Annotated in this window: 19 protein-coding genes; 8 read left to right on the forward strand and 11 right to left on the reverse strand. The window is 70.5% G+C overall.

Annotated elements, in window-relative coordinates:
• Positions 1-66: 66 nt before the first annotated feature.
• Both recC and NVU01S_RS28365 read right to left on the reverse strand, forming a co-directional pair.
• Positions 67-3,465 carry an exodeoxyribonuclease V subunit gamma gene (recC, locus tag NVU01S_RS28360; protein WP_043669279.1) on the reverse strand — a complete coding sequence of 1,133 codons (3,399 nt, stop codon included), beginning with the start codon at positions 3,463-3,465 and terminating at the stop codon, positions 67-69.
• A 237-nt stretch (positions 3,466-3,702) separates the two neighbouring features.
• Positions 3,703-4,836, reverse strand: coding sequence for a GGDEF domain-containing protein (locus tag NVU01S_RS28365; RefSeq protein WP_052280516.1), 1,134 nt, complete (start codon positions 4,834-4,836; stop codon positions 3,703-3,705).
• Positions 4,837-5,240: 404 nt separating this feature from the next.
• Here NVU01S_RS28365 and NVU01S_RS28370 point away from each other — a divergent pair, with 404 nt between their 5' ends.
• Both NVU01S_RS28370 and NVU01S_RS28375 read left to right on the forward strand, forming a co-directional pair.
• On the forward strand, positions 5,241-5,393 hold the full coding sequence (locus NVU01S_RS28370; protein ID WP_228832178.1) for a hypothetical protein: 153 nt from the start codon (positions 5,241-5,243) through the stop codon (positions 5,391-5,393).
• A gap of 107 nt (positions 5,394-5,500) precedes the next feature.
• Positions 5,501-6,391, forward strand: coding sequence for a serine hydrolase (locus NVU01S_RS28375; protein ID WP_043669524.1), 891 nt, complete (start codon positions 5,501-5,503; stop codon positions 6,389-6,391).
• Between the two features lie 43 nt (positions 6,392-6,434).
• Here NVU01S_RS28375 and NVU01S_RS28380 read toward each other — a convergent pair whose 3' ends face one another.
• On the reverse strand, positions 6,435-7,856 hold the full coding sequence (locus tag NVU01S_RS28380; RefSeq protein WP_244467215.1) for a cytochrome P450: 1,422 nt from the start codon (positions 7,854-7,856) through the stop codon (positions 6,435-6,437).
• 302 nt (positions 7,857-8,158) lie between these two features.
• On the opposite strand from NVU01S_RS28380, the gene NVU01S_RS28385 reads away from it, so the two are divergent.
• The gene (locus NVU01S_RS28385; protein ID WP_052280518.1) at positions 8,159-9,640 is read left to right on the forward strand and encodes an NAD(P)/FAD-dependent oxidoreductase; all 1,482 of its coding nucleotides are present in this window, start codon (positions 8,159-8,161) and stop codon (positions 9,638-9,640) included.
• Positions 9,641-9,912: 272 nt separating this feature from the next.
• Positions 9,913-10,632, forward strand: a complete 720-nt coding sequence (locus tag NVU01S_RS28390; protein ID WP_043669530.1) for a hypothetical protein — start codon at positions 9,913-9,915, stop codon at positions 10,630-10,632.
• A gap of 353 nt (positions 10,633-10,985) precedes the next feature.
• Here the strand turns inward: NVU01S_RS28390 and NVU01S_RS28395 are convergent, their stop codons facing one another.
• From NVU01S_RS28395 to NVU01S_RS28405, 3 genes are read right to left on the reverse strand one after another with little or no spacing between them, the layout of a single operon-like run.
• A complete protein-coding gene (locus NVU01S_RS28395) occupies positions 10,986-11,630 on the reverse strand; it encodes an urease accessory protein UreD (protein ID WP_043669285.1) in 645 nt (214 codons plus the stop codon).
• Positions 11,620-12,336 carry an urease accessory protein UreG gene (gene ureG, locus NVU01S_RS28400; protein ID WP_042261910.1) on the reverse strand — a complete coding sequence of 239 codons (717 nt, stop codon included), beginning with the start codon at positions 12,334-12,336 and terminating at the stop codon, positions 11,620-11,622. Before ureG ends, NVU01S_RS28395 begins: the two co-directional genes overlap by 11 nt.
• A 25-nt stretch (positions 12,337-12,361) precedes the next feature.
• The gene (locus NVU01S_RS28405) at positions 12,362-13,012 is read right to left on the reverse strand and encodes an urease accessory protein UreF (protein WP_082032002.1); all 651 of its coding nucleotides are present in this window, start codon (positions 13,010-13,012) and stop codon (positions 12,362-12,364) included.
• Positions 13,013-13,168: 156 nt separating this feature from the next.
• On the opposite strand from NVU01S_RS28405, the gene NVU01S_RS28410 reads away from it, so the two are divergent.
• Complete coding sequence (locus tag NVU01S_RS28410) at positions 13,169-14,038, forward strand: SDR family NAD(P)-dependent oxidoreductase (protein ID WP_244467216.1); 870 nt, start codon at positions 13,169-13,171, stop codon at positions 14,036-14,038.
• A 4-nt stretch (positions 14,039-14,042) separates the two neighbouring features.
• Here NVU01S_RS28410 and NVU01S_RS28415 read toward each other — a convergent pair whose 3' ends face one another.
• A complete protein-coding gene (locus tag NVU01S_RS28415; protein WP_043669292.1) occupies positions 14,043-15,542 on the reverse strand; it encodes an MFS transporter in 1,500 nt (499 codons plus the stop codon).
• A gap of 92 nt (positions 15,543-15,634) precedes the next feature.
• Here NVU01S_RS28415 and NVU01S_RS28420 point away from each other — a divergent pair, with 92 nt between their 5' ends.
• The 3 genes from NVU01S_RS28420 to NVU01S_RS28430 all read left to right on the forward strand — a co-directional run bounded on the left by NVU01S_RS28420 (position 15,635) and on the right by NVU01S_RS28430 (position 18,018).
• Positions 15,635-16,315, forward strand: a complete 681-nt coding sequence (locus NVU01S_RS28420) for a TetR/AcrR family transcriptional regulator (RefSeq protein WP_029900570.1) — start codon at positions 15,635-15,637, stop codon at positions 16,313-16,315.
• Positions 16,316-16,400: 85 nt separating this feature from the next.
• Positions 16,401-17,396, forward strand: coding sequence for a zinc-binding dehydrogenase (locus NVU01S_RS28425; protein ID WP_043669297.1), 996 nt, complete (start codon positions 16,401-16,403; stop codon positions 17,394-17,396).
• Positions 17,397-17,445: 49 nt separating this feature from the next.
• The gene (locus NVU01S_RS28430) at positions 17,446-18,018 is read left to right on the forward strand and encodes a 3'-5' exonuclease (protein WP_043669299.1); all 573 of its coding nucleotides are present in this window, start codon (positions 17,446-17,448) and stop codon (positions 18,016-18,018) included.
• 43 nt (positions 18,019-18,061) lie between these two features.
• Here the strand turns inward: NVU01S_RS28430 and NVU01S_RS28435 are convergent, their stop codons facing one another.
• The 4 genes from NVU01S_RS28435 to NVU01S_RS28450 form a co-directional block, all read right to left on the reverse strand.
• A complete protein-coding gene (locus NVU01S_RS28435) occupies positions 18,062-18,739 on the reverse strand; it encodes an O-methyltransferase (RefSeq protein WP_043669303.1) in 678 nt (225 codons plus the stop codon).
• 208 nt (positions 18,740-18,947) lie between these two features.
• Positions 18,948-20,651 (reverse strand): hypothetical protein, encoded by a 1,704-nt coding sequence (locus NVU01S_RS28440; protein ID WP_043669306.1) that lies wholly within the window; start codon positions 20,649-20,651, stop codon positions 18,948-18,950.
• Between the two features lie 55 nt (positions 20,652-20,706).
• On the reverse strand, positions 20,707-22,614 hold the full coding sequence (locus tag NVU01S_RS28445; RefSeq protein WP_043669309.1) for a hypothetical protein: 1,908 nt from the start codon (positions 22,612-22,614) through the stop codon (positions 20,707-20,709).
• Complete coding sequence (locus tag NVU01S_RS28450; RefSeq protein WP_043669312.1) at positions 22,611-23,903, reverse strand: ABC transporter substrate-binding protein; 1,293 nt, start codon at positions 23,901-23,903, stop codon at positions 22,611-22,613. The genes NVU01S_RS28445 and NVU01S_RS28450 overlap by 4 nt, the downstream gene beginning before the upstream one ends.
• Between the last annotated feature and the right edge of the window lie 26 nt (positions 23,904-23,929).

Below are 23,929 nucleotides of genomic sequence, written 5' to 3' on the forward strand. Positions count from 1 at the left end.
ATTCTGCCCGGTCGATGCGCGCATCCGGCCCACCGACACGCATGACGCGTCGCACCGGTGCACCGCTCACGGCTGACCCTGGCTTTCCGCGGTCAGCAGAGGCGCCCACAGGCGCCGGGCGAGTGCGCCGAAGCGGGTGGTCTCGCCGGGCTCGCCGGCCTGGGCGGGGATCTCCATCAGGTGTTCGAGACGAGGCGCGGGGCCCCACACGTAGCGCAGGTGACGGTCGGTGTGGTCGCCGAACGGGCCCGGCCCGTTCGGACCGCCGTTGAACTCGCGCTCCGCCGCGACGACGGCCTCCTCGACGGTGGCACCGCGGAAACGTCGTTCGGCGTACGCCGCGGTGGCACCCGGGGCGATCGGCAACGGCTCGGTGAGTCCGGCGTCGCGCAGCGCGACGAGCTCACGCAGGATCGTGCGCGCGGCAGGCATTTCGGGCGCGGTGATCTCCGAACGCCAGGCGGGACGGCCGAATTGGCCGCGTCCGGTGGTGACGGCCCGCCAGGACCGATCCTCGGTGACCGCGAGGGCGAGCAGCGAAACCCACGCCGCGATCCGGTGTTTCGGGGCGAGCCGGGAGAAGGTGGTGCGAACCAGGGTCTCCCCGCGCACCTCGGGCACGGTCCCGGTGAGCCTGCGGCCGTTGCCGAGATCGACCGCGACGTCGACGGCCCGCACCGGACCCGCGTAGTCGGCCTGCGACGCGCGGACCAGTTTGTCCACCGTGTGCTCGACCTCGTCCAGCACCGCGGCGCCGAAACCGAAGGGCGGCAACGTGCCCCGGCGCCATTCGGCGGCGCGCAGGGCCGCCGGGTCGGCGCCGGTCAGGCGGGCGGCGAGCAGGCGCTCACCGAGTTCCCATTTGGCCAGCCCGTCGAGTTCGATGGGCAACCGGTCGGCGATGTCCTCGTCGTGTTCCGGCACGCGCAGGCCGAGCCGCTGCCACAGGAACGCGCGCACCGGATGCTCTACGAACGAGATCAGGTCGGCCAGTGCGACATCGGCGAGTTCCGGGGTGGACAGCGGCTCGGGCAGGAACGCGGGACGCGGTTGCGCCGGCTGCCCCGCGGACACCGCGCCGGCCAGCGCCACCGTGTCGAAACTGAACGGCGCGTCGGCCCGGAAGTTGCGACGGTCGAAGCCCTGCAACGGATGTCGCGTCACCACCGTGTCCATACCCGGCCCACCCACGTGCGCCCGCAGCACGTCGAGCAGCTCGGCGACCGGGATGGCGGGCGGGCGGTGCGCGCCGCTCACCGGGTCGGCCCCGGTGTGGAACACCAGCAGCTGCTCCTGCGCCGCGAGGACGGCGTCGAGCAGCAGCTGCCGGTCCTCGCTGCGCGGATCCCGTTCGCCGAGCAGCGGATCGCGGGCCAGCACGTCGTCGCCGTCGACGCCGCCGGCCCGCGGGAACACGTCGTCGTCCAGGCCGAGCAGCACCACCACCCGGTGCGGCACCGACCGCATCGGCACCAGCGTGCACACGGTCAGCTCGCCGGTGCGGAAGTTGGCCCGGGTGGGGCGGGCGGCCAGTCGCGCGTGCAGCAGCACCCCGACGTCGGCGAGGCGCAGGTCGATCTCGCCCGCGCGCTCGATCGCGGCGGCGAGTTCGACACGCGCCTCGGTACGCACCCAGGACTGCGAATTCGGTACGTCCGTCAGCAGATCCAGCGCACGGCTCAGCACCGCCGCCCACTCGTGCGCGGGCCGGGGGCCGCGCAGATCGCGCAGGCACACCGCGAGCCGATCGATGAATTCCGCGAACCGGCCGGCCAGGTCGACATCGTTGCTGTCCACGTCGTCCAGCGGCAACGCGAGATCGAGCCAGTCCTCGGAGGTTTCGCCCGCGGTCACCCCGAGCAGGATGCGATCCACCGCGCTGTTCAAGGTGTTCTGCGCGAAGTCGGCGAGGCCGAAGGCCTGCCGCTGCCGCTGGCCGATCCCCCAGCGCGCACCCGATTCGGCGGCCCACTCGCGCAGCCGCTCGATATCGTCGTCGTCGAAACCACAACGCCGCCGCACGGTTTCGGCCGCTGCCAGATCCAGCACCTGGGTGACGGTGACCCGCCCGTCGGCCAGCTCGAGCAGCACACCGATCACCGCCAGCAGCGGATTGGTGATGCCGCGGCCGCGGTCGGCGAGCCGCACCCGCAGCCCGTGCGCCGGATGGGCCGAATCCGGTACGGGCCCGGCCGATCCCGCGCTCTGCTGCCCGAACGCGGCGCGGACCAGCGGGGCGTAGGTCTCCACCTCGGGGCACATGACGAGCACGTCGCGCGGCTCCAGCGTGGTGTCCGCGGCGAACCGGCCGAGCAGGCATTCGCGCAGCACCTCGACCTGGCGCGCGGGGCCGTGGCAGGCGTGCACCTGCACCGTGCCGTCACCCGCGCGGACCGCGGCGGGCGGCCACCGATCGTCGCGGATGCCCGCCTGTACCGCGCGGAGCAACGTCGGCTCCACTGAATCAGACAGCGGCTCAGCCGCATTCGAGACCGGATGGTGGGTATCGGTGGCGGCCGCGCCGGCCAGGCGCTGCTGCAGCTCCCGCACGTCCCGGGCGAGCCCCGCGAGCAACGGGTGGTGCACCGCCGCGGCGCTGCGGTCGGCCGCGCGGGTACGCGCCGCGGGCGCCGCGCTCAGCGCGCGCCACATCACCGGGCTCGGATGCGGGAGCCACACATGGACGTCCCGGGTCTGCGCGAGGGCGCTGAGCACGGCGAGCTGATCGGTCGCGAGCCGGGTCGCGCCGAACAGCGAGAAGCGCGCGGGCAGCGGGACGAGTTCCGGTTCGGCGCGCAGCCGTGCGCAGGCGGCGTCGAGCCGCTCCGCCGGGCTCGGCGTACCGACCTCGGCCCGCAGGCGCCGCCACAGTTCCGGCTGCCACAACAGGTCCTCGGGCACCGGGTTGCCCGCGCCGTCGGTGTCCGATGCCGCGGACCATGCCGCGAGCAAGCCTGGTCGCTGGCTCGCGTAACTGTCGAACAGCGCGGCCAGGTGCGCGGCGGTGGCGTAGCGGCGCCCGATCCGATGATCGCGCCCGGTGCCGTCCTGTGCACCCAGATGCCGGGTCAGCACCGCGCACCACGGCTGCCCGAGCGAGGCGTCGATCACCCGCAGCAAGGTCCACACCAGATTGTCCGGCGCCCACGGATCGTCTTCGGGCCGAACCCCGCTCGCCGCGGCCAGCGCCGTGCCGACCAGCGCGGCCGGCGACGGGAACTGGATGTTCGCGGCCACGCCGTCGGTCGACGCGGTGCCGGTGGACGGGGCGAAGGCCATCGCGCCCGACTCACCGGAGACGCCGAGCACCCCGGACAGGCGCTGGGTCAGCCACCGTTCCACGCCTTTCGCGGGCACCGCCACCACCTCCGCCGCGAACGGGTCCGGCAGCGGCGTGGCCAGCAGTCCGGCCAGCTCGTCCGCCAGCACGTCGGCGCGCTCGGCACGGTGGATGTGCAACGGCATCTGCGCCCTCTCGTTCGGTGCGGGGTCGGACTGCGGGGGTGGAATTCGCGCGGCTCCTCGGTCGCGCCGGAACCACGCGACATCCCGCACGTTTATACGCCCAACCCTTGCGCGGCGAGCGCACTACCCGCCGAAGCGCCGTGCCGGTCGACCCATCCGCTGCCGGAGCACCAGCCCGACGCGGCGGCCCGCCCCCGGATCACCGCTCAGCACGGCACGCGGCCGCCGAATTCCTGCTCAATCCAGCACCATCTGCGCGGCGCCGTCGGGGCGGCCGGCGATGACGGTGTTGCCGCCCAGTTGTTTCGCGCGGTACATGGCGGAATCGGCGCGCCGGAACAGGTCTCGCATGCTCGTTTCCGCGTTCTGATCCGATACCGCGTTCTGATCCGATATCGCGGTGCCGATGCTCGCGGTGATCGGGATCGGCAGCGTGTCCGTCGCGGCGATCGCGTGCCGCATGCGTTCGGCCAGTACCTCGAGTGCTTCCGCACGTAGCGTGCCGACCACCACGAACTCGTCGCCGCCGGTGCGCGCGACGACGGCGTCCGGCGGCACCGCGGCGCGCAGGCAGTCCGCGGTCCGGACCAGTACCTCGTCGCCGAGCGAGTGCCCGGCGGTGTCGTTGACGGCCTTGAACCGGTCCAGATCGATGATCACGACGTAGACCGGGCCACCCTGGCCGCGGTGCGCGTACTGCGCGAGGCGGGAATCGAGGCCGCGCCGGTTCAGCAGGCGGGTCAGCGGATCGGACAGCGCGTCCAGGCGCAGCAGCCAGTGACAGAACTGCACGACCGGCAGCACCACGCCGGTCACCGCGAGATTGGCCAGCACCACGCCGACGGCCAGCGCCGGATCGCCGGTGGCGTGCGCGTTGTCGCCCGGCTTGCCGATCACCAGCAGCACCGCCAGCAGCACGATCGACAGCAGCGACCAGCCGAGATGCCAGGCCAGGATCCGCGGCCCGTGGAAGATCGTCACGTAACCGCCGGTGGTGGCCAGCAGGACGATGCCCAGGGCGCCGAGCAGCCGGTCCTGGACCAGGATGTTGTTCGCGGTGATGCCGATATCGATGGCCGCGACCCACACCAGGGACTCGCGCTCGGACGGCCACGGCAGCAGCCACCAGCGCAAGGTCCACAGCCCGGCCAGCACGCTCACCGCGATCGCCTGGGTGACGCCGACCGGCCCGGCCTGACCGGCGTGTGAGACCAGCGCCAGCAGGGTGATCGCCATCATCACCAGTCCCGCGGTACCGACCATCAGCTTGAGCGCCGCGAGCGCGGAGTGCGAGGCGAAGGTCTCGACCAGCCAGCGGTAGTCGACCCGCTCACGCCACCAGGCCCGGAAGATCCGTCGGATATCGGTCATGGTCACCGCCTCGCGTCGTCTTCGAGCGTCCGGCCGGTTGTGCATGCTGCCCACAACGGCGCCGCATGATTGCGGCATGTTAACTGTAACGGAACGTCACAGCATGAATCGCTCCCCACCTGCATCGAACACGTTCACTCATCCCGCGCCACGCCGGGCCACCTGCACCGATCGCACGCCGCACGCCCCCGGGGCGGCAAAGCGACCAAATGGTCTACCCAACAAGAGGAGTGAGTTAAACCACACCAGAACACGTTCCTTCGCCGTGTCCGCTCGGATCCGCGCCGCCGATGTGCGACAGTGCTCATCCGGGGAGGAACGAGAGAGCACCGAAAGGCTGGTTCGCGTTCATGGATGCGATGGTGATTCCCCTGGTCCCGAGGGGCGGGTTCACAGTCCGCCGCGTGGGAGACCGCTGGGAGCTCGTCAACTCGCGAGGCTACGGCCGCACCGTCGTCCTACATTCCTGGCCGCGCGATCAGCACTCCGAGGCGTTCGAGCACTGCTATCGGCTGAACGGCCGCACAGTAGAGGAACTGCAGGCCGCGTTCCGCTGAACGACCCGCGGATGGCTGAAACCCGCTGGGGCACAAGCGTGATAGCACAAGCCGGACTTCAGCTCAAGACGTGCGTCTCGGGCTCCGATGTGCGATCGTGTTCCACCGTGCGTTACCCGTCGCCCGCCACCCGCGCCGTTCCCCGTGTGGCCGCCTCCGCCTGTGTCCTCGCCGCCGCGGCGATCCTCATCCCGAGCGTGCCCGCCCTGCTCCCGCACGCGTCCGCCGTGCCGGTGCCGCTGGCGCATACCGATGCCTGCCTATCCGGGTTCGACTGCGATATGAGCAATCGGATCAGCAAGGTGGACAACTACCTGAAGGGGCGCCCCGGCGTCACCGGTTACGTTGTGCGCGACCGGGTTTCCGGTGGCGTGTACGCGAATGCGAACGCCGAGAACGCGGTCTGGACGGCGTCGACCATCAAGCTCGCCATCGCCGAGGATCTGCTGAACCGGGCCCGGGTCGGCGCGATCAACCTCACGCCGGACGATCGCGGCCTGATGGAATCCATGCTGGCCACCTCCAACGACCGCGCCACCGACGTGCTCTGGGCCAAGTACGCGGGCCTGGACCGGATGGCGTTCAACAACGCCTTCCGCGCCAACGGCATGGCCACCCTGGTTCCGCAGCCGACCAACACCGCGCTGTTCCCGGACTGGTCGTTCCAGAAGTGCACCGCCGCCGACCTGGACCGGCTGATGGACAACATCCTCAACCAGATGCACCCCGACGACCGCGCCTACCTGCTGGACCGGATGCGCTCGGTGGACAGCAACCAGCACTGGGGCGTGTGGGGCGCGGGCGCGCCGATGCGGCCGGGCCTGAAGAACGGCTGGTCCGAGGAGCAGGGCGGCTGGGTGGTGAACTCGGTCGGCTTCGCGGGTCCCGGCGAGCGATACACCCTGGCCATCATGACCGCGATGGGTAACGCGGGCGGCTACGAAGACGGCGCGGCCACCGACACCAAGGTCGCGGAGATGCTGTTCGCCGGACGCTGATACCTGTTGTCCCGCAACCGTTCCGGGTGCGGGACGCGCAAGTTCAGCGGCGCCGCAGGGTAATCGGCGCCCCGTCCCTGGGGAACGGAATGGTGGTGAAACCCCAGGGCATCCGGTACTCGTCGGGGATCTGCCAGGTGTACGCACGCACCAGCGCGGCGATCACCGTCTTCACCTCGAACGTGCCGAAGTGCATGCCGATGCACTTGTGCGCGCCCGCACCGAACGGCAGGAACGCCAGCCGGTGCGATTTGTCCTCGCGCCGTTGCTCGTTGAACCGTTCGGGGTCGAACAGCTCTGGCTCGGTCCACAATTCGTCGAGCAGATGGTTGACCTGATAGGCGAGGTCGATCTGGGTGCCCGCCGGAATGTAGTGGCCCAGGATCTCGGTATCGCGCACCGCACGCCGGCACAGACCGGGCACCGGCGGCATCAAGCGCAGGCTCTCCTTGAGCACCAGATCCAGATCACGCAAGCCCTCCAGGTCCGCGATAGTCGGTGCGGCACCGTCGGTTCGGGCATCGAGCGCGAGCACTTCGGCCCGCACCCGCTGCTGCCAGTCCGGATGCTTGCCCAGGTAGTAGGTGAGCGCGGTGGCCGCGGTCGTGGTGGTGTCGTGCGCGGCCATGATCAGAAAGATCATGTGGTTCACCACATCCGCGTCGCCGAACACGCCGCCGTCCTCGCTGCGCGCGTGGCAGAGGCCGGAGAACAGGTCCGAGGTCTCGGTCCGCCGCTTGTCCGGCAGCATCGCCCGGAAGTAGTCCTCCAGCACGCGACGGCCGCGCAGGCCCGCCCGCCAATTGCCGCCGGGCACCGGATGCCGGATCAGCGCGAGCGCCGCGTGCGTGCAGTCGAGGAACGCGTCCACCAGCTCGCGACGCTGCGGCCCGACATCGGCGGCCATGAACATCTCCCCCGCGATATCGAGGGTCAGTTCCTTGAAGGTCGGATACAAACGCACGGTCCGTTCGGCGTCGCCACCCTGCGGCACCCAGCGCTCGATGCCGGCGCGCACCACCGGGGTCAGCGCCGCCAAGTGCGCCGCCAACCGGTCCCTGGTGAAAGCCTGCTGCATGATCCGGCGATGGAATTTGTGCTCGTCGAACTCGAGCAACAGCAGACCGCGCCGAAAGAACGGGCCGATGAAATAGTCCCAGCCCTGGCCGAAATCGCGGCGCCGCCGGCCGAGCACTTCCTCGAGCGCATCGGGCCCCGCGACGAGCACCCGGTCGACCCCGAGCGAGGTATTCATCGAGACCGGACCGTATTTCCGATACCGGCCCATCATTTCGGCGGGGCCCCACCGCATGTACTGCAGCATGCGGCCCAGATACGGCAGCCCGGCGTCGCCGTGCACCGCGGTGGTTTCGCTGCCGCTGGGCGGCCGGGCGAGAATATGGTGCCGTTCCGGAATCAGATCGAGTGCGCGATCCAGGAGATGGTCGTGCGGTATTTCGATCAATCCGATGTTCTCGGAATCGGGCGGTCTCCCGGATTTCCCGCGCGCGCTGGTTTTTCTGCCAACGACCCGGTCCCCGGCGACCATGGCAAACCTCCCTGAACGACCGTATTCATCCTATTCTTTTTCGCCGGTGCCCAAGGTCGGTTCGCCGCAACGCACTCCGGCGCCGGCGCGGCGCGACACACCCGGAACAGGGACGTCGCCGCGACGGCCACGATCGACCCGGCTACGGTTGACACCTGTCAGCAACCGTTCGCGGGGGAAGAGTATCCCCGGTCTGTCGAGGAGCAGGACGATGAACAATGACCACAGCATCGCGTAGCGATTCGGCGGGGCGCAGTGGCCGGGCGACGGGTACGCACGAGAACCGGCGCCACCAGGTCGTGGTGATCGGTTCGGGCTTCGGCGGCCTGTTCGGCACCAAGCACCTCAAGCGCGCCGACGTCGACGTCACGCTGATCTCCAAAACCACCTCCCACCTGTTCCAGCCGCTGCTCTACCAGGTCGCGACCGGCATCCTCTCGGTCGGCGAGATCGCTCCCGCGACCCGGCTGGTGCTGCGCAAGCAGAAGAACGCACAGGTGCTGCTCGGCGACGTCATCGACATCGACCTCGAAGCCAAGACCGTCACCTCGCGACTGCTCAACTCGAACACGGTCACCCCGTTCGACAGCCTGATCGTGGCCACCGGCGCACAGCAGTCCTACTTCGGCAACAACCAGTTCGCGACCTTCGCGCCCGGCATGAAGACCATCGACGACGCGCTGGAGCTGCGCGGCCGGATTCTCGGCTCGTTCGAGGGCGCGGAGCTGGCCACCAGCCAGGAGATGCGCGACCGGCTGCTCACCTTCGTGGTCGTCGGCGCGGGACCGACCGGCGTCGAATTGGCCGGGCAGATCGCCGAACTCGCCGACCGCACGCTCGAGGGCACGTTCCACAACATCGATCCGCGCGACGCGCGGGTGGTGCTGCTGGAGGGCGCGGGCGCGGTGCTCGGCCCGATGGGCCCGAAGCTCGGCAGCAAGGCCAAGAAGCGGCTGGAGAAGATGGGCGTCGAGATCCAGCTCAACGCCATGGTCACCGATATCGACGCGCTGGGCGTCACGGTGAAGGACGCCGACGGCACGATCCGCCGGATCGAATCCTCGTGCAAGGTGTGGTCGGCGGGTGTGCAGGCCAGCCCGCTGGGCAAGATGCTGGCCGAGCGGTCCGACGGCACCGAGGTGGACCGGGCCGGGCGCGTCATCGTCGAACCGGACCTGACGATCAAGGGCCACCCGAACGTCTTCGTGGTCGGTGACCTGATGTCGGTGCCGAACGTGCCGGGTCAGGCGCAGGGCGCCATCCAGGGCGCGACCTACGCCGCCAAGCAGATCAAGGCGGGCCTGCACGGTCAGGCTCCGCAGGATCGCAAGCCGTTCAAGTACTTCAACAAGGGCAGCATGGCGACGGTGTCGCGGTTCAACGCCGTGTGCCAGGTCGGCAAGCTGGAATTCAGCGGGTTCTTCGCCTGGCTGGCCTGGCTCGCGCTGCACCTGTACTACCTGATCGGCTACCGCAGCCGGATCGTCACCGTGATCCAGTGGTTCGTCACGTTCCTCGGCCGTAGCCGGGGGCAGATGGCCGCCACCGAACAGTGGGTGGTCGCCCGGCTCGCGCTCGAACAGGTCAATGCCGACGAGGAAGACGCGGACGAGCTCGCCGCCGCGCTCGGCGCGCCGCCCGCGGACAACGGCAAGCTGCTGGAGAAGGCCAAGGCCGCGGCGGAGGGCCGCGTCAGCTGACGTACCCGCGCCTGCTCCCTTCGGCGAGGCCCGGTCAACAGACCGGCCTCGCCGAAGCCGTTCGAGGGGCAGCCGTGCCGACCCGCGAGTAGCTATTTCCAGGCAACGCCAAAGCTGTTGTGTCGCCCGAATTTCGACCCATCCAGGTGCCCGGTGGATCCGAATGTGGGGCGTCGAACCTGACAGCTATTCCCGACCTGACGAAAGGCGATCTACCTATGGGCACAGGCAAGCACAGAGCCCCCAACCCGCAGCGGCAGAAGGTGGGCTCGATGGTCGCGGCAGGTGCGGTTCCGCTGGTCCTCGCACTGGTCGGCACCGGCACCGCCAACGCCGAGCCTGCACAACCCAATCCCGCGACGCAGCCCGCTCAGCCGGCCCAGTGGCCGGCCGCCGAGCCGCCGAACGCGATGCCCTACGAGGGCCTGAACATCCCGGACAGCACCTACAGCTCGCTGCAGTGGTCGCGCCCGCTGCCGGAGAAGAAGTACCTGGCCCCGGTCGGCGTGCTGCACGCGCCCGTCCCGGTCGCGCCGGTGCCGCCGATCGCGCCGCCCTCGGGCAAGTTCCGCTTCGGTGACGTGCAGGTGGACGCGCCGACCTGGATGGACCAGGAACAGGCGATCCAGATCAACGACAACGCGGCCATGGCCGAGGCCAACCTGGCGACGTTCCTCGACTCGATCGGCATGGAGCGCAGCCGGTCCGACCGGATCGCGGGCCAGACCGTCGGCACCGCCGCCATGGGTGCCGTCGCCGGTGCCGCGGCGGCCGTGCCGGTGGCCGCGACCTCCGCGCTCGTCGGCGGCGTGGTGGGACTGGCGCTCGGACTGCCGCTGCTGCCCGTCGGCGTGGTCGCGGGCCCGATGCTCGGCGCGAGCGTCGGCGCGGCCGTGATCACCGTGCCCGCCGCGGCGATCGGCGCGGCGGCCGGTGCGGCCGTCGGCGCGGTCAATGCGTTCAACGCGCCGTCGCGGGTCGTCGGCGACTGATCACGAACTAGTGCGCCACCCACCGAGGGTGGGAACCCGACCACGCTGTCGAGTTCCCACCCTTCCCTTTTGTCCCGATCCGGCTGCGCTAACCCTGGAGGTGACGTGCGCCACTCTGCGCATCGGCGCGCCGCGCGCGCTGCACTCCGGCGAGTCGCATTACCCGCCAAAGGCTCGCAACACAACAGCAAACGCCGCGCGGAGACCGAACGGAAACCGAACTCGCACACCGCTTCCAGCGTCCCCGCGCCTACGATCGCGCACCACTTCGGTGTTCGCGCACCCTTTCCGTGTTCGTGCACCCGCTGTGGCAGGCCGCAGCGGGTGCGGGAAGACGGAAAGGGTGCGGGGAGTCAGAGCGCGGCGCTGGTGCGGGTGCGCAGGGTGCCGCCCGCGGCGAGCGGGAGGCGGGAGTCGGTGAGGCCCACGGTTTCCTCGGGGCGCTCGTCGGGGTAGCGCAGCTCGCTCTCGAGCGCGCGGGGGGCGTCCAGGGCGTCGTCGGCGGCGGCGCCCAGACCCAGTTCCAGGCGATGGCGCAACAGCGGCGTCTTGCCGATATCGGCGATCAGGTCGCCGCGCCAGCCGCCGTGCGCCTCACCGGACCGGCCGATCTGCACCCGCTCGCGCAGCCGCAGCCGGGCCTCGGCGGCCAGCCGGACCGTGCTGACGGTGTGGTGCTGCGCCCCGCCCGCCACGATCGTCGGCTCGGGATCGAAGTCGAGCTCGCCGCCGCGGCCCACCTCGAACCGCCAGTGCGCCAACGACATCGGCGTCGCGGCGCTGGGCAGCGCGATGGTGGCCGCGACCGAGCGCACGACCAGCCGCGCCCCGGCCCCGACCACCACCGTGATGTCGAGTTCGTCGCCCCCGAGCGGCGTCGCGGCGGTGCCGATCAGGTGCACCGTGTCCGGCCCGGTGCGGCGGGCCGAGAGCCCGCCGCTCGCGTGGATCTCGGGCAGCGTCGCCACCCGCGCGATGATCCGGAGTTCAGTGCGCAACAGGGGCTTCGGCGGCGGCGCGGTCCTGGTCGGCGAGCAGCCGCAGTTGGGTACGCACCCAGGCGAGCACCGGGGTGGCGGCCGGGTCGTCGGTCAGCGAGATCAGCGCGGTCGGGCGGCCCTCGCGCACCTTCGCCGCGTCGCGCTCCATCACGCCGAGATCCGCGCCCACCAGCGGAGCCAGATCGGTCTTGTTGACCACCAGCAGATCCGAGAACGTCACGCCCGGACCGCCTTTGCGCGGCACCTTGTCCCCGCCGGCCACATCGACCACGAAGATCTGCACGTCGATCAGGCCGGAGGAGAAAGTCGCGGTGAGGTTGTCGCCGCCGGATTCCACCAGGATCAGGTCCAGCGGCGGGTTCGCCGCGATCAGATCGTCGATCGCGTCCAGGTTGGCCGTGATGTCGTCGCGGATGGCGGTGTGCGGGCAGCCGCCGGTCTGCACCGCGGTGATCCGCTCGTCCGGCAGCACCGCGTGCCTGCGCAGGAAGTCGGCGTCCTCGGTGGTGTAGATGTCGTTGGTCAGCACGGCCAGCGACAGCTCGTCGCGCAGCTGCCTGCACAGCGCGGCGACCAGCGCGGTCTTGCCGGAGCCGACCGGACCGCCGATGCCGATGCGCAGCGCCTCCCCCGCGGTGCGCGCGCGCTTCGGGCGATCGTGCGAATGGTCGTGCGGTTCACCGTCGATCAGATGCGGTGGCATGGTGGCGATCTCCTTCTTCCGGGATTCAACTGGCGAACAGCGGCATGTCGCGGTGCAGGTGGCGTTGCGCGAGCACGTCTTGCAGCGGGTCGGACAGGCAGGCGAGGTCGTCGACCGCGTCGGCGGCGGTGCGGTCGCACAGGTCGGCGAGGCGGACCGTGCAGGCCGCGATGGCGGCGGGATCGAGCGCGAGCAGCCGTTGCGCGGCGGTCGCCGCGCCGGTCAGCGTGGTGTAGACGACCACGCCCGCGATCTCCTGCGGCGTCACCAGGCAGGCGGCGCCGACCATGCCGAACACGGTGGACAGGTGCGGGCGCGGGCCGACCGCGGCCCAATCATGGTGTGGCCACAGTTGTTTGGACAGTCGCAGCAGGCCGCGCCCTTGTGCCCGGGACGCCGTACGGGCCGCGGGCGACGGCGTGCGCGCATCGGCCTCGGCCTCGGCCCGCTCCGGCGTCAGCGCGCCCGCGCAGACCGCGGCCGCCAGCGACGCCGCGACCAATCCCGAGGTCCGGATCCGCCGGCGCAGATACAGCTCGACCGTCACCACGTCCCGCACCACGCCGGAGGCGATCGCCTCCTCCACTCCGCCCGAGTGCACGTGCCCGCCGATCGGCAACCGCGAATCCGCCAACGCGAACAGCGTCGCCAGGCTCGCCGAACCGATTTCACCCACCGACGGATCTTATGCCCGGCGTGTCGTGCAAGCGTGTCCCGGCCACCTCGAACGCGGCCGGGCGCGGACGATAGCGCACGTCGCGGGTAGCACCGGGACCGATCGTGATCGCGATACCGAGCGCCGAATTGACGCTGTGCTAATAAAGTCGGAGGAGTGACTGAGACTCCGGCCCAGAGCAACGGACGCCCGCTCGCCGAGCGAGTGGCGAGCCGGCTGTTGTATCCGACCTCCCGGCCGCGCGAGCAGACGCTGCGCGAGGCGGTCGCGGGCAAGGTCGTCCTGGTGACCGGGGCGTCACATGGCATCGGCAAGGCCAGCGCGCGCAAGCTCGGCGCCGCGGGCGCGATCGTGCTGCTCGTCGCGCGTTCGGCCGACGACCTGCACCAGGTCGCCGCCGATATCGCGGCCGAAGGCGGCACCGCGCATGTCTACCCCACCGACCTCACCGATATGGACGCCGTCGAACTACTGGCGCGCGGGCTGCTCGCCGAGCACGGCCACCTGGACGTGGTGATCAACAACGCGGGCAAGTCGATTCGCCGATCGATCGACGAATCCTACGACCGCTTCCACGATTTCACCCGCACCATCGACATCAACTATCTCGGCCCGGTGCGGCTGCTGCTCGCGCTGCTGCCGGACATGCGCGAACGCCGGCAGGGGCATATCGTCAACATCTCCACCTGGGGCGTGCTCATGCCGCCCGCGCCGCAGTGGGCGGCCTACGGCGCGTCGAAATCCGCGTTCGACGTCTGGCTGCGCAGTGTCGCCGCCGAGGTGTCCGGCGACGGCGTCACCACCACCTCGATCTACATGCCGCTCGTGCACACCAGGATGAGCGCCCCCACCGACTTCAGCCGGGTGCCGGGCCTCACCGTCGACGAAGCCTCCGACCTGGTCTGCCACGCCGTCACGGCCAAGCCGCGCGAGATCGCGCCCTGGTGGTCCAGCCCCGTCCAGGCCTGGACCAACCTGACCCGCAACCAGGTTCAGCGCTTTTTCGAACGCGCCTTCCGCCGGTGAGCGCTCAGTGCGCCGCGCCCGCGCCCGGCGCCAGCCGCCGGGGCGAGGCGAAGTAGGCGATCATCGCCATGGCGACGAGGATGGTCGCGCCCACCGCGGTCGCGATATGCATGCCGGAGACGAAGGATTGGCGCGCGGACTCGATGAGCGCCGCGTCGCCGTTCGCCTTCTGGATGGTCTCACCGATGGTGGCCGCGTAGTCGCCGCCGGACCGGAAGATCAGCGCCGCAAGCGATCCCAGCAGCGCCAGACCCAGCGAATTGCCGAGTTCGAAACTGGTCTCGGAGATGCCGACCGCCGAACCGGCCCGCTCGGGCGGCACCGAGGACACCGCGACATCGGACACCAGGGTGAAGGCGATGCCGTAACCGACGCCCGCGATGGTGGACCCGACCAGGTACCACCAGAGCCCACCGTGCACGCCGACGCCGAGCAGCATCAGATTGCCCACCGCCGCGGCGGCCAGCGCGAAGGTGAAACTGTTGCGGACGCCGAAGCGCTGGCCGACCCGCGCGCCGCTCATCGAGAAGACGAACACCGCCACCGCCATCGGGATGCCGAGCAACGCCGCGGCGAGCGGATCGCGACCGGTGACCGACTGCAGGTAGATGCTGGTGAGGTAGCTCAGCGCGGCCAGCGACATCATGCCGACGAGGCTGGAGCCGATCGCCACCGAGAATCCGGCCCGGGTGAACAGTCGCAGATCCAGCAGCGGGTCGGTGAGTTTGCGCTGCCTGCGCACGAAGATGATCAGCACCGCGATGCCGATCAGCGCGATGACGATGGATTCGGCGTCGATTCCTTCCGCCGCCGCGTGTTTGATGCCGTACACCAGCGGCAGGATGCCGCCGATGGACAGCGCGACGCTGGGCAGGTCCAGCGGTCCGCGCACGCCCGCGCGGTGTTCGGGCAGGACGAAGGGGCCGAGCGCCAGCAGGATCAGCAGCACCGGGATGTTGATGAGAAACACCGAGCCCCACCAGAATTGGTGCAGCAGCACGCCGCCGATGATCGGTCCGACGGCCGAGCCGCCCGCGAAGAACGCGGTCCACACGCCGATCGCCGCCGCGCGTTCTTTGGCGTCGGGGAACAGGCTCGAGATCAGCGCCAGGCTGGACGGCAGCAGGGTCGCGCCGCCGATACCCATCAGCGCCCGGGCCGCGATCAGCACCGCCGAGCTGGGCGCCAGCGCGGCGAGCACCGACGCGATACCGAAGATGGCCGCGCCCGCCAGCAGGATGTTGCGCCGCCCGATCCGGTCGCCGAGGTTGCCCATGGTGATCAGCAGGCCCGCGATGAGGAAGCCGTAGATGTCGAGGATCCACAGCTGCTGCGCGGCAGACGGGTCGAGATCCTCGGTGAGCGTCGGCATGGCCAGGAACAGCACCGAGATGTCCATCGACACCAGCAGCACCGGGAGCAGCAATACCGTCAAGCCCAGCCAGGCACGGCGCGAGCCGGCGGCCGGCGCCTGCGCGGCGCGCGCGGCCTCGACGTCTGTCATCCTGAAATTTCCTCTCCGTCTCGCGTACGCCGTACGCACAAGGTCGGGTACAGTGTACGCAACCTCTCCTGGAAGTGAAAGTGAGTCATGGGATGACTGAGGTCAAGCTCAATCGGGCCGCCATCATCGACACCGCCATCACGCTCGCCGACGAGGAGGGACTCGACGCCCTGTCGATGCGCCGGATCGCCGACACCATGGGCGTCGGCGCCATGTCGCTGTACCGGCACGTCGCGAACAAGGACGAGTTGCTCGCGGCCATGACCGACGAGGTCGCCCGCCGCAATCCGTATCCGTCGCCGGCGGGACAGCAGTGGTCCTGGCGGGACCGGGTGCGGATCGCCGCCGAGGTCGATTGGGCGCTCTACCTGCAACATCCGTGGGTTCTGCTCACCTTCGCCACGCCGCGCTACAGCTTCGGCCCGCAGAGTCTGGCGTGCCTGGCGTGGATGGTCGAGGGCCTGTCCGAACTCAATGTTTCCACTCGCGAGGCGACCACGATGGCGTTCACGATCTGGAACTACATCTCCGGGGCGACGCTGCCGCACATCAGCGCCACCCTGATGGCGCGCAAAGGCATGAACCCCGAAGGCGACAACGGGCTGCGCACCATGCTGAAAGGAGAATCACAGTATCCGGTGCCGCCCGCGCTCGCCGATCTGGAAGGTACGGGCGTCAGCGACCTCACCCAGGAGGAACTGCTGTACGTCGGGCTGTCGGCGCTCTGCGACGGTTTCGAGGTCAGGGCGAAGCAGCACGCCGGGTCGGCGTGACTCGCCGCGACGACACGCCGAGTTGACCTGAACCTGACTTGATGTTGCACGGTGGGTGGCGTCTGCCCCACGAACAGGAGCCACCGTGCACGCGATTCGCCTCCACGCCTTCGGCCCGGCCGAGAACCTGCGCTACGAAACCGTTTCCGACCCGCAACCCGCACCGGGCCAGGTGCGGATCGCCGTGGCCGCGGCGGGCGTCCACCTGATCGACACCGCGCTGCGCAAAGGGGCGGCCGGGCCGTACCCGGCGCCCGAACTGCCGACGGTGCCCGGGCGCGAGGTAGCCGGAACCGTCGATCTGGTCGGCGCCGACGTCGACCCGAGCTGGGTCGGCAAGCGGGTGGTGGCTCACCTCGGGATGGTGCCCGGCGGGTACGCGGCACTCGCCGTCACCGAAGTATCTCGGCTGCACGAGATTCCGGATGCACTGGACCCCGCCGAAGCGGTCGCGATGATCGGCACCGGCCGCACCACTCTCGGCGTCCTGCTGTTCGCCGATCTCGGCCCGGACAGTATCGCCCTTGTCACGGCCGCCGCGGGCGGCCTCGGCACGCTACTGGTGCAAGCCGCGAAGAACGTGGGCGCGACCGTCCTGGGACTGGCCGGCGGCCCCGCGAAAGTCGAACTGGTGCAACGCAATGGGGCCGACCTCGCGGTCGACTATCTGCGAGCCGACTGGCCGGACGAGGTGCGCACCTTCCTCGGTGACCGCACCGCGACGATCCTGTTCGACTCGGTCGGCGGCGAGATCGCCCGCCGGGCATTGGATCTCGTAGGGAAGGGCGGGCGGCACCTTGTCTACGGCGCCTCCGGATCCAGCCCGAAAGATGCTGCCACACCGCCCTTTTCCGCGGACGAGCTGGCGGCCCGGGACATCACCTCACAGCTGGTCGTCGGTCCCGCCATGCTGCAGCGGGTCGGCGGCGACCTGCGCCCGCTCGAAGAGCAGGCCATCGCGGCGGCCGCCGCGGGCCGCCTGCGCCCCGCCGTGCAACGCTTTCCGCTCGCCGAGGCCGCCGCCGCCCACCGCGCGTTGGAGCAGCGCGGCACCACCGGCAAGGTCGTTCTCGTCCCCTGACCCGAAAAGCGATTGAGCGCGACCCGGCGTCTCCCTACCCTCGACGAGCATGGGCGGAAATACGGGGCTACTCAATGTCGTCGACGTCGAGGCGACGTGCTGGGCGGGCACGCCGCCGCCCGGCACGGTCAGCGAGATCATCGAAATCGGTCTGACCGTGGTCGATCTGGGCTCCGGTGCGCGGACCACGAAACATCGGATCCTGGTGCGGCCCGCCCGTTCCACGGTCAGCGAATTCTGCACCGAACTCACCGGGCTCACCCAGGACGAGGTGGACACAGGTGTCGAATTCGCCGAAGCCTGCCGCCTGCTCGCGGCCGAACATGCGGCGGGGACGCGCCCCTGGGCCAGTTGGGGCGACTACGACCGCAAACAGTTCCGCAACCAGTGCGCCGCCACCGGCACCGCCTATCCGTTCGGCAGCAGGCACACCAACGCCAAGCTGGTGTTCAGCGAGGCCTACGGATTGCCGAAGCGGCAGGGGATGGCGGGCGCGTTGCAGATCGCGGGGCTACCGCTGGAAGGGTGGCATCACAGCGGCGCGGACGACGCATGGAACATCGCCGCGCTGGTCCTCGACATCGCCGGCCGCGGGGCCTGGCGGGTGACGAACACCGGCTGACATCGCCGCCGCGGACCGGGTGATCCGCAGCGGCACAACGAATTCAGTCGTCCGCGTCGCCGTTCACCACCGCGTAGGCGAAGCCGTCCCAGCCCTTGCTGCCGACGGTCTGCACCACGGTGGCGTCGAGGGTCGGTTCGGCGGCGAGCAGCGCGAGGACAGCGCGGCTGGCCTGGATCATCGGGTCGGCGGAGTCCGCGTCGGCCACACCGCCCTCGCGCACGACATTGTCGACGATGATCACCGAGCCGGGGCGGGTCAACCGCAGCGCCCACTGCACATAGTTCGAATTGTTGACCTTGTCGGCGTCGATGAACACCAGATCGAACGGCTCCGGGTTCTCCTCGGCCAGCACCGGCAGGTTGTCCAAGGCCGCGCCGACCCGGATCTCGACGCGGTCGCCGACACCGGCGCGGTCCAGGTTCTGCCGGGCCACCTCCGCATGCTTCGGCTGGTACTCGAAGGTGATCACCTGCCCCTTCGCGCCGACCGCCCGGGCCAGCCAGATCGTGCTGTACCCGCCCAGCGTGCCGATCTCCAGCACGCGCCGCGCCCGCGCCGTCTTCGCCAGCAGATAGAGGAACTTGCCCTGCGGCGGGGAGACGTCGATCGCGGGCAGTTCCGCCGCGGCATTCGCGGTCAAGGCCGCCGCCGTCGCCACGTCCTGCACGAGGGTGTCCACCAGGTAGCGGTCCACATCGGCCCAATCAGGTGTCGTCATACCGAAAAGTCTGCCACCGTGACCGGATCGGCGTGTCCGGCCCGCGCGTGCCGTGGCGCACATTCCCGCCTGCCTTCCGAAATCCACGCACCCGTCCCCGCACACCAGATCGAGTGCGGCACTACACCAGCTCAACCCCGACAGCCAGACGATGTCCGTGATGCCGGCCGCCGGCGCGCACAGCCCGCTCCGGATCGAACAGGTGCGGCTAATGCGGGTCGTCGACGACCGGCAGCGGCCAGCGATCGATGCGGTCCAGCGCGGTCAAGGGTGGGGTGCGGTCGAGGAGTCCGCGCAGACCGGCGCGGCGGGCGGCCGCGAACCGCGAATCGGCCTGGGCCGCATAGTGTCCGGCGTAGCGCAGACCGCGGTGCAGGCGGCGGCCTTCGGCGAGCCAGCCGGTGATCTGGCGCGTGACTTCGGGGGCGGACAGGCCGGGACCGAGCAACGTCTCGGCGTGACCGGGGTCCTCCAGCAGGGCCGACCCCAGATGTTGCAGGCAGCGGGCGATGCCGTGCTCGTCCACCATGACGCGATACTCGCCGAGCGCCTGTTGCCAGCGGCGCAGCGCCTTGGCCGAGTCGCCGCGGGCCCACCAGACGATGCCCATGATCTCGTGCACGTGCGCGCGACCGTCCGGGTCGCGACCGGTGCGGGTGAGCGATTCGGCGAGGTCGAGCCGGTCCTGGGCGGCGTCGAGCCGCCCCTGGCGGACATGGGCGATGGCGAGGTTGATCAACGCGCACACCTCACCCGCCACATCCTCACGCGGCAGCAACCACCACGACGCTTCTAGTCGCGCGACCACCCCGGGTAGGTCCCGCGGCCGGGCCCGGTCCAGCAGGCGCAGCGCGGCACGATGTTCCCAGCGCGCGGCCAGGCTGGTGGACAGACTCCGCGGCCGATAGCGACCGGGCCTGCCGCGCAACCGGTTCGCCCGCATCCGCGCCAGATCCCGGTACAGCACGAGGTCGTTCATCCCGGGGAGCTCGCAGACTCGGACCGCTAGTCCGGCGTTGTTCTCCCCCAACCCGATTCGCGCGTACCAGGAATCGAGCGCGTCGCAGATCCGCACCAGATCCGGCGCAACGGCCGCGGGCAGCTTCGCGCCGAGCGCCGCGCATTTCGTGACAAGCGTGCGCAGATACTCTTCCTCCGCTTCGAACCAGCGACGCGCACCGGCCGCGAAACGCACCGTTTCCAAGGCTAGCGCCCAGCGGCTCGCACGGTCGGCGTAATGGTGCACCAGCGCGGTCACTGCCGCGGACCAGCGCGCGCCCTTGCGCACGTCCGTGCGTACCGGCAGCACGGGCACTCTGCGCAGGCAATAGCGTTGCGCGCCTGCGGTGGCCACGATGTTGTCCCGGCGCAGCTCGCCGAGCAGCACCGCGGCCGTCGGCCGAGAAGCCAGCCGCTCCAACGGCAATCTGGCCGGCGCGTCGAGCGCCGCGCTCAAGACCGTGAGCAGCGCCGCGGCCTCGAAGTCGCGCACCGGCAGGTCGCGCAGCACCGCCACGATGATTCGATCGTTCAACGCCGCGGTATGGCGCGGCGGACCCGGACACCGGTGTACCGCCGCCCGCTGCGGCGCAGGCTCGATCAGATCCGCGAGCAACGCGAGTTCCGCGGTGACGCGCACTCTTTCGCGATACCACTGGACGAAGCGGTAGCCCACGTACACCGCCGCCGCGACGATCACCAGCACCGACAGCCAACGCAGGGTGCCCGCGAGGACCTTGACCGCCGTGCTGTCGCCCAGCGAATTGATCACCAGACTGCGCGCCAGCTCGAACAGCAGCGCGTACGCCACCACCGAGGCGGTGCCCAGAAACCCTTGCCAGATGGTCGATCTCGGCGTACTCGGTGCCGCCGCCTGGTCGTCGGAGCGCGCCTGCTCGTCCGGGCGGCTCATCACCGCACCACACGGATGCTCGGATTACCGTGCCGCACGATGCTGCGCCTGTCGCTCATCGCAGCGCTCCCCCGGTCAGTCCGGGCACCAGCCAGCGCCGCCAGGTGGCCAGCAGCAGCGCGACCGGCAGGATCGCCGAGATCAACGCACCGGCCGCCAATTGCGCCGAGTTCTCGCCGAATTGGCGCGCCTCGCCCCACAGCAGCAGCGACCACGGCGTCGCGCCCGCCCCGCTGATCAGCAGCCCGATCACGAAATCGTTCCACACCTGGATGAATTCGAGCACGGCCACCGCGCCCAGCGCCGGCCCCGCAGAGGCCAGCACACGCCGCGCGACGGTGCCGGGAACGGCCAGTCCGTGCAGCGCGTCGGCGGCAGGACTGTCCGGCGGTGCGAGCAACGCGCCGCGCAGCACCAGGATCGCGATCGGCAGACCCGAGGCGGCATGCAGCAGGATCAATGGAATCCGCGTGCCGGACAGCCCATAGGCGTCGATGAACGTGTGCACCGGTCCCAGATAGCTCTGCACCGGCAGCACCGAGAGCACGACCAGCGCCACCACCGCGATCGTCGCGGCCGAGCGGTTCGGCCGCAGCGCGGCGAGCCGATACGCCACCGGCACCGCCGCGGCGACCACGACCAGGGTGGCCAAACCCGCCACCCACACGGTCGTTTCGAGCGAGCGCAGCAGGGCCGGGTCGCGCCACACCCGTTCGATCGCACCGGTCCCGAACCCGTCGCGGTCCTGGAAACTGGCATAGATCAGCCAGCCGATCGGGACCAGGGCGAGCAGCGAGACCGCGACGATCCCCAGCAGTCGCAACGGTTTCCGGCGCGGACGCGCCGCGACGGCGGGCGGCGCGGGCGAGGCCGACAAGCTCGTCCGGTGCCTGCGCACGTCGGTCTGCAACAGCCAGGCCAGGAACCCGACCAACACCGCGAGCGGCAGACCGTAGGCCGCCGCCACGCCCGCGTCGATCTCCGAGTCGGTGGCCAGCCGCCACCAGTACACGCTCGCGCTGTCCAGTTCGTACTGCATCGAACCGGGCACGCCGATCAGCACCACGTCGAACACCCGCGCGGCGGCGACCCCGACGGCGAGCCCGACGATGAGCACCACCGGACGCAGTAATTCGAAGAGCCGCAACGGAAACCGGCCGTCGCCGTGATAGAGGTAGCCCGCACGGACCGAATCGTGCTCGATAGCCCGGATCCCCGCCCGGAACAGACCGGTGACGAAACCGAACCAGGTCCACACGAAGGCCGAGCACAACATCAGCCCGTACCAGAGCCAGTACCCCACAACGCTTTCGATGCGGAGCAGGTCACCGAAGAACTCGAAGATCAGCCGGAAGGCCACGCCGGACACCACCGCCGAGATGCCGAACGAAACGATGAGCGGCCGCCACAGCCACTGCGAATCGCGCGCCCACCACGCCACGCCCAACGCCGCCGCCAGCATGAGCACCACGACCAGCAACCACCCGAGGGTGCGCAGGTAAGACCACCTGCCGTCGTGGCCGAGCGCGGTCGCGAGCAACCACAGCCCACCGGCTGCGAGCACCAGCGCACCTGACCACAGGACCAGCCGGATCGGGTACCACACGGCTCGAATCGTCCACCGCGGCAACGGTATCCGGTGCCGCAGCAGCCATCTCCGCCACCGCACGAGCAGCCGGAACCCAGTGACCCGTCGCTGCCGGGCCAACTGGGTGAGCCCGACCGCGCCGAGCGCGGCGCCCAGGCAGGAGACCACCAGCAGCGGTCGCGCCCGGGCCGCGCTCACCACGGTCCACACCACCGGTGCCACGATCAGCACCACGGTCAGCACCGTGGCGGGCAGCACCGCCGCCGGACCGGTCCACCGCCGCGGGTGACTGCCCGCGACCAGCGGTCCGCGCATCCGGCGTCCGCTGAGTTCGAGCAGCAGCCCGTGCGCCTGGAAGTCCTGCTGTCCGGTCACCGCCGCCGCCGATCCACCGCGTCGAGGGCGGCGATCGCGCGGTCGGTCGCCTCGTCCAGCCGCTCCGTCGCCCCGTTGCCGACCGTGGTGAAGAAGTCGGTGAGGATGCGCCACAGCCCGTTCCGGCCGCCGACGGCGCCGATCCGGTCGGACAGATCGAACGCGCTGCGCGTCCGCAGGGTGCGCGCCACCGGTCCCAGGAGCGCCGAATACCGGGCCTCGGTACGGAGATTCGGCGCGATGAAGCCGCCGTAGCCCTCGATCCACGGGACCGGTGCCGTCGGCGCGGCAAGGGCCGCAACGAGATCCATGGCCCGGTCGGTGGCCGACTCGGTCACCACCATCACGTCGCCGCCGACGATCCGCGGCGCGGCCACCTCCGGCGTGACGGCCGGAAACGCGGCGACGCCGACCACCTCTTCCCGCCGTCTCGACCGGCGCACCGCGGCGCGCACGATCGGCTCGGCGAAATCCGGCGCGACCACCATCACCGCGCGCCGGTGCTCGAACACCTCGCGCACCGCGTCCGGGAACTGCTTGGTCAGGGCCACCGCGATACCGCCGGGGAAGGCGTGCCGGTGCCCCCACAGCGAGCCCAGATGCCGGAAAGCAGCCCGCACCGCGGGACTTTCCCAGGTGCGATCGGCGCGGCCCGCGGCGACCTCGTCGTAGATGCGCGGGGATTCGGCGAGCAGCGCGTTCTCGAACACGTCGGTGAGCACCCAGCCGTCGGCCGCGCCGAGCGCGAGCAACCGCACCGGCGAGTCGGCGAGGAACTCCATCCGGTCCAGCCAGTCCGCGAGGGTCCAGCCCGCGGGGTCACCGAGCCGGTATCGCTCGACCAGCTGCCGGTCGTACCAGACCATCGACTTGTCGGCGGCCTTGAACGGTACGCCATAGTGTTTCCCGTTGTGCTGCAACAGCTGTCGCCAGATCTCGGGATAGGCCGGGTCCGCGCCGTCGGACCACAGCCGTTCGGACACCGGCCGCAGCTTGCGTCGCTCCGCGAGCGGGCGCACCCGGCCCGCCTGCGGCAGCATCACGAGGTCGGGCGCCGAGCGCCCGCCCGCGGTGAACGCGGTCTCGATCTCGTCGCCGAGCGGCACCACGTCCACCGGATGGGGAAAGCCGAGGCGGGCCAGCACCGCGCGGAACGCCGTCAGCTCGGTCCCGCTCCACGACACCCCGACGCGCACCGCGCCGGGGTTGCCGAGCAGCAGATCGGGCGCGCAGGCGGCGGCGAGCGGCGCGACGAGCGCCACCTGCAAGAGTTCTCGCCTGGTTCGCATCAACCCCCCGCAGCCGCCTCGTCGTC

The organism is Nocardia vulneris (assembly GCF_001613425.1).
In the GTDB taxonomy this organism is placed as follows: domain Bacteria; phylum Actinomycetota; class Actinomycetes; order Mycobacteriales; family Mycobacteriaceae; genus Nocardia; species Nocardia vulneris.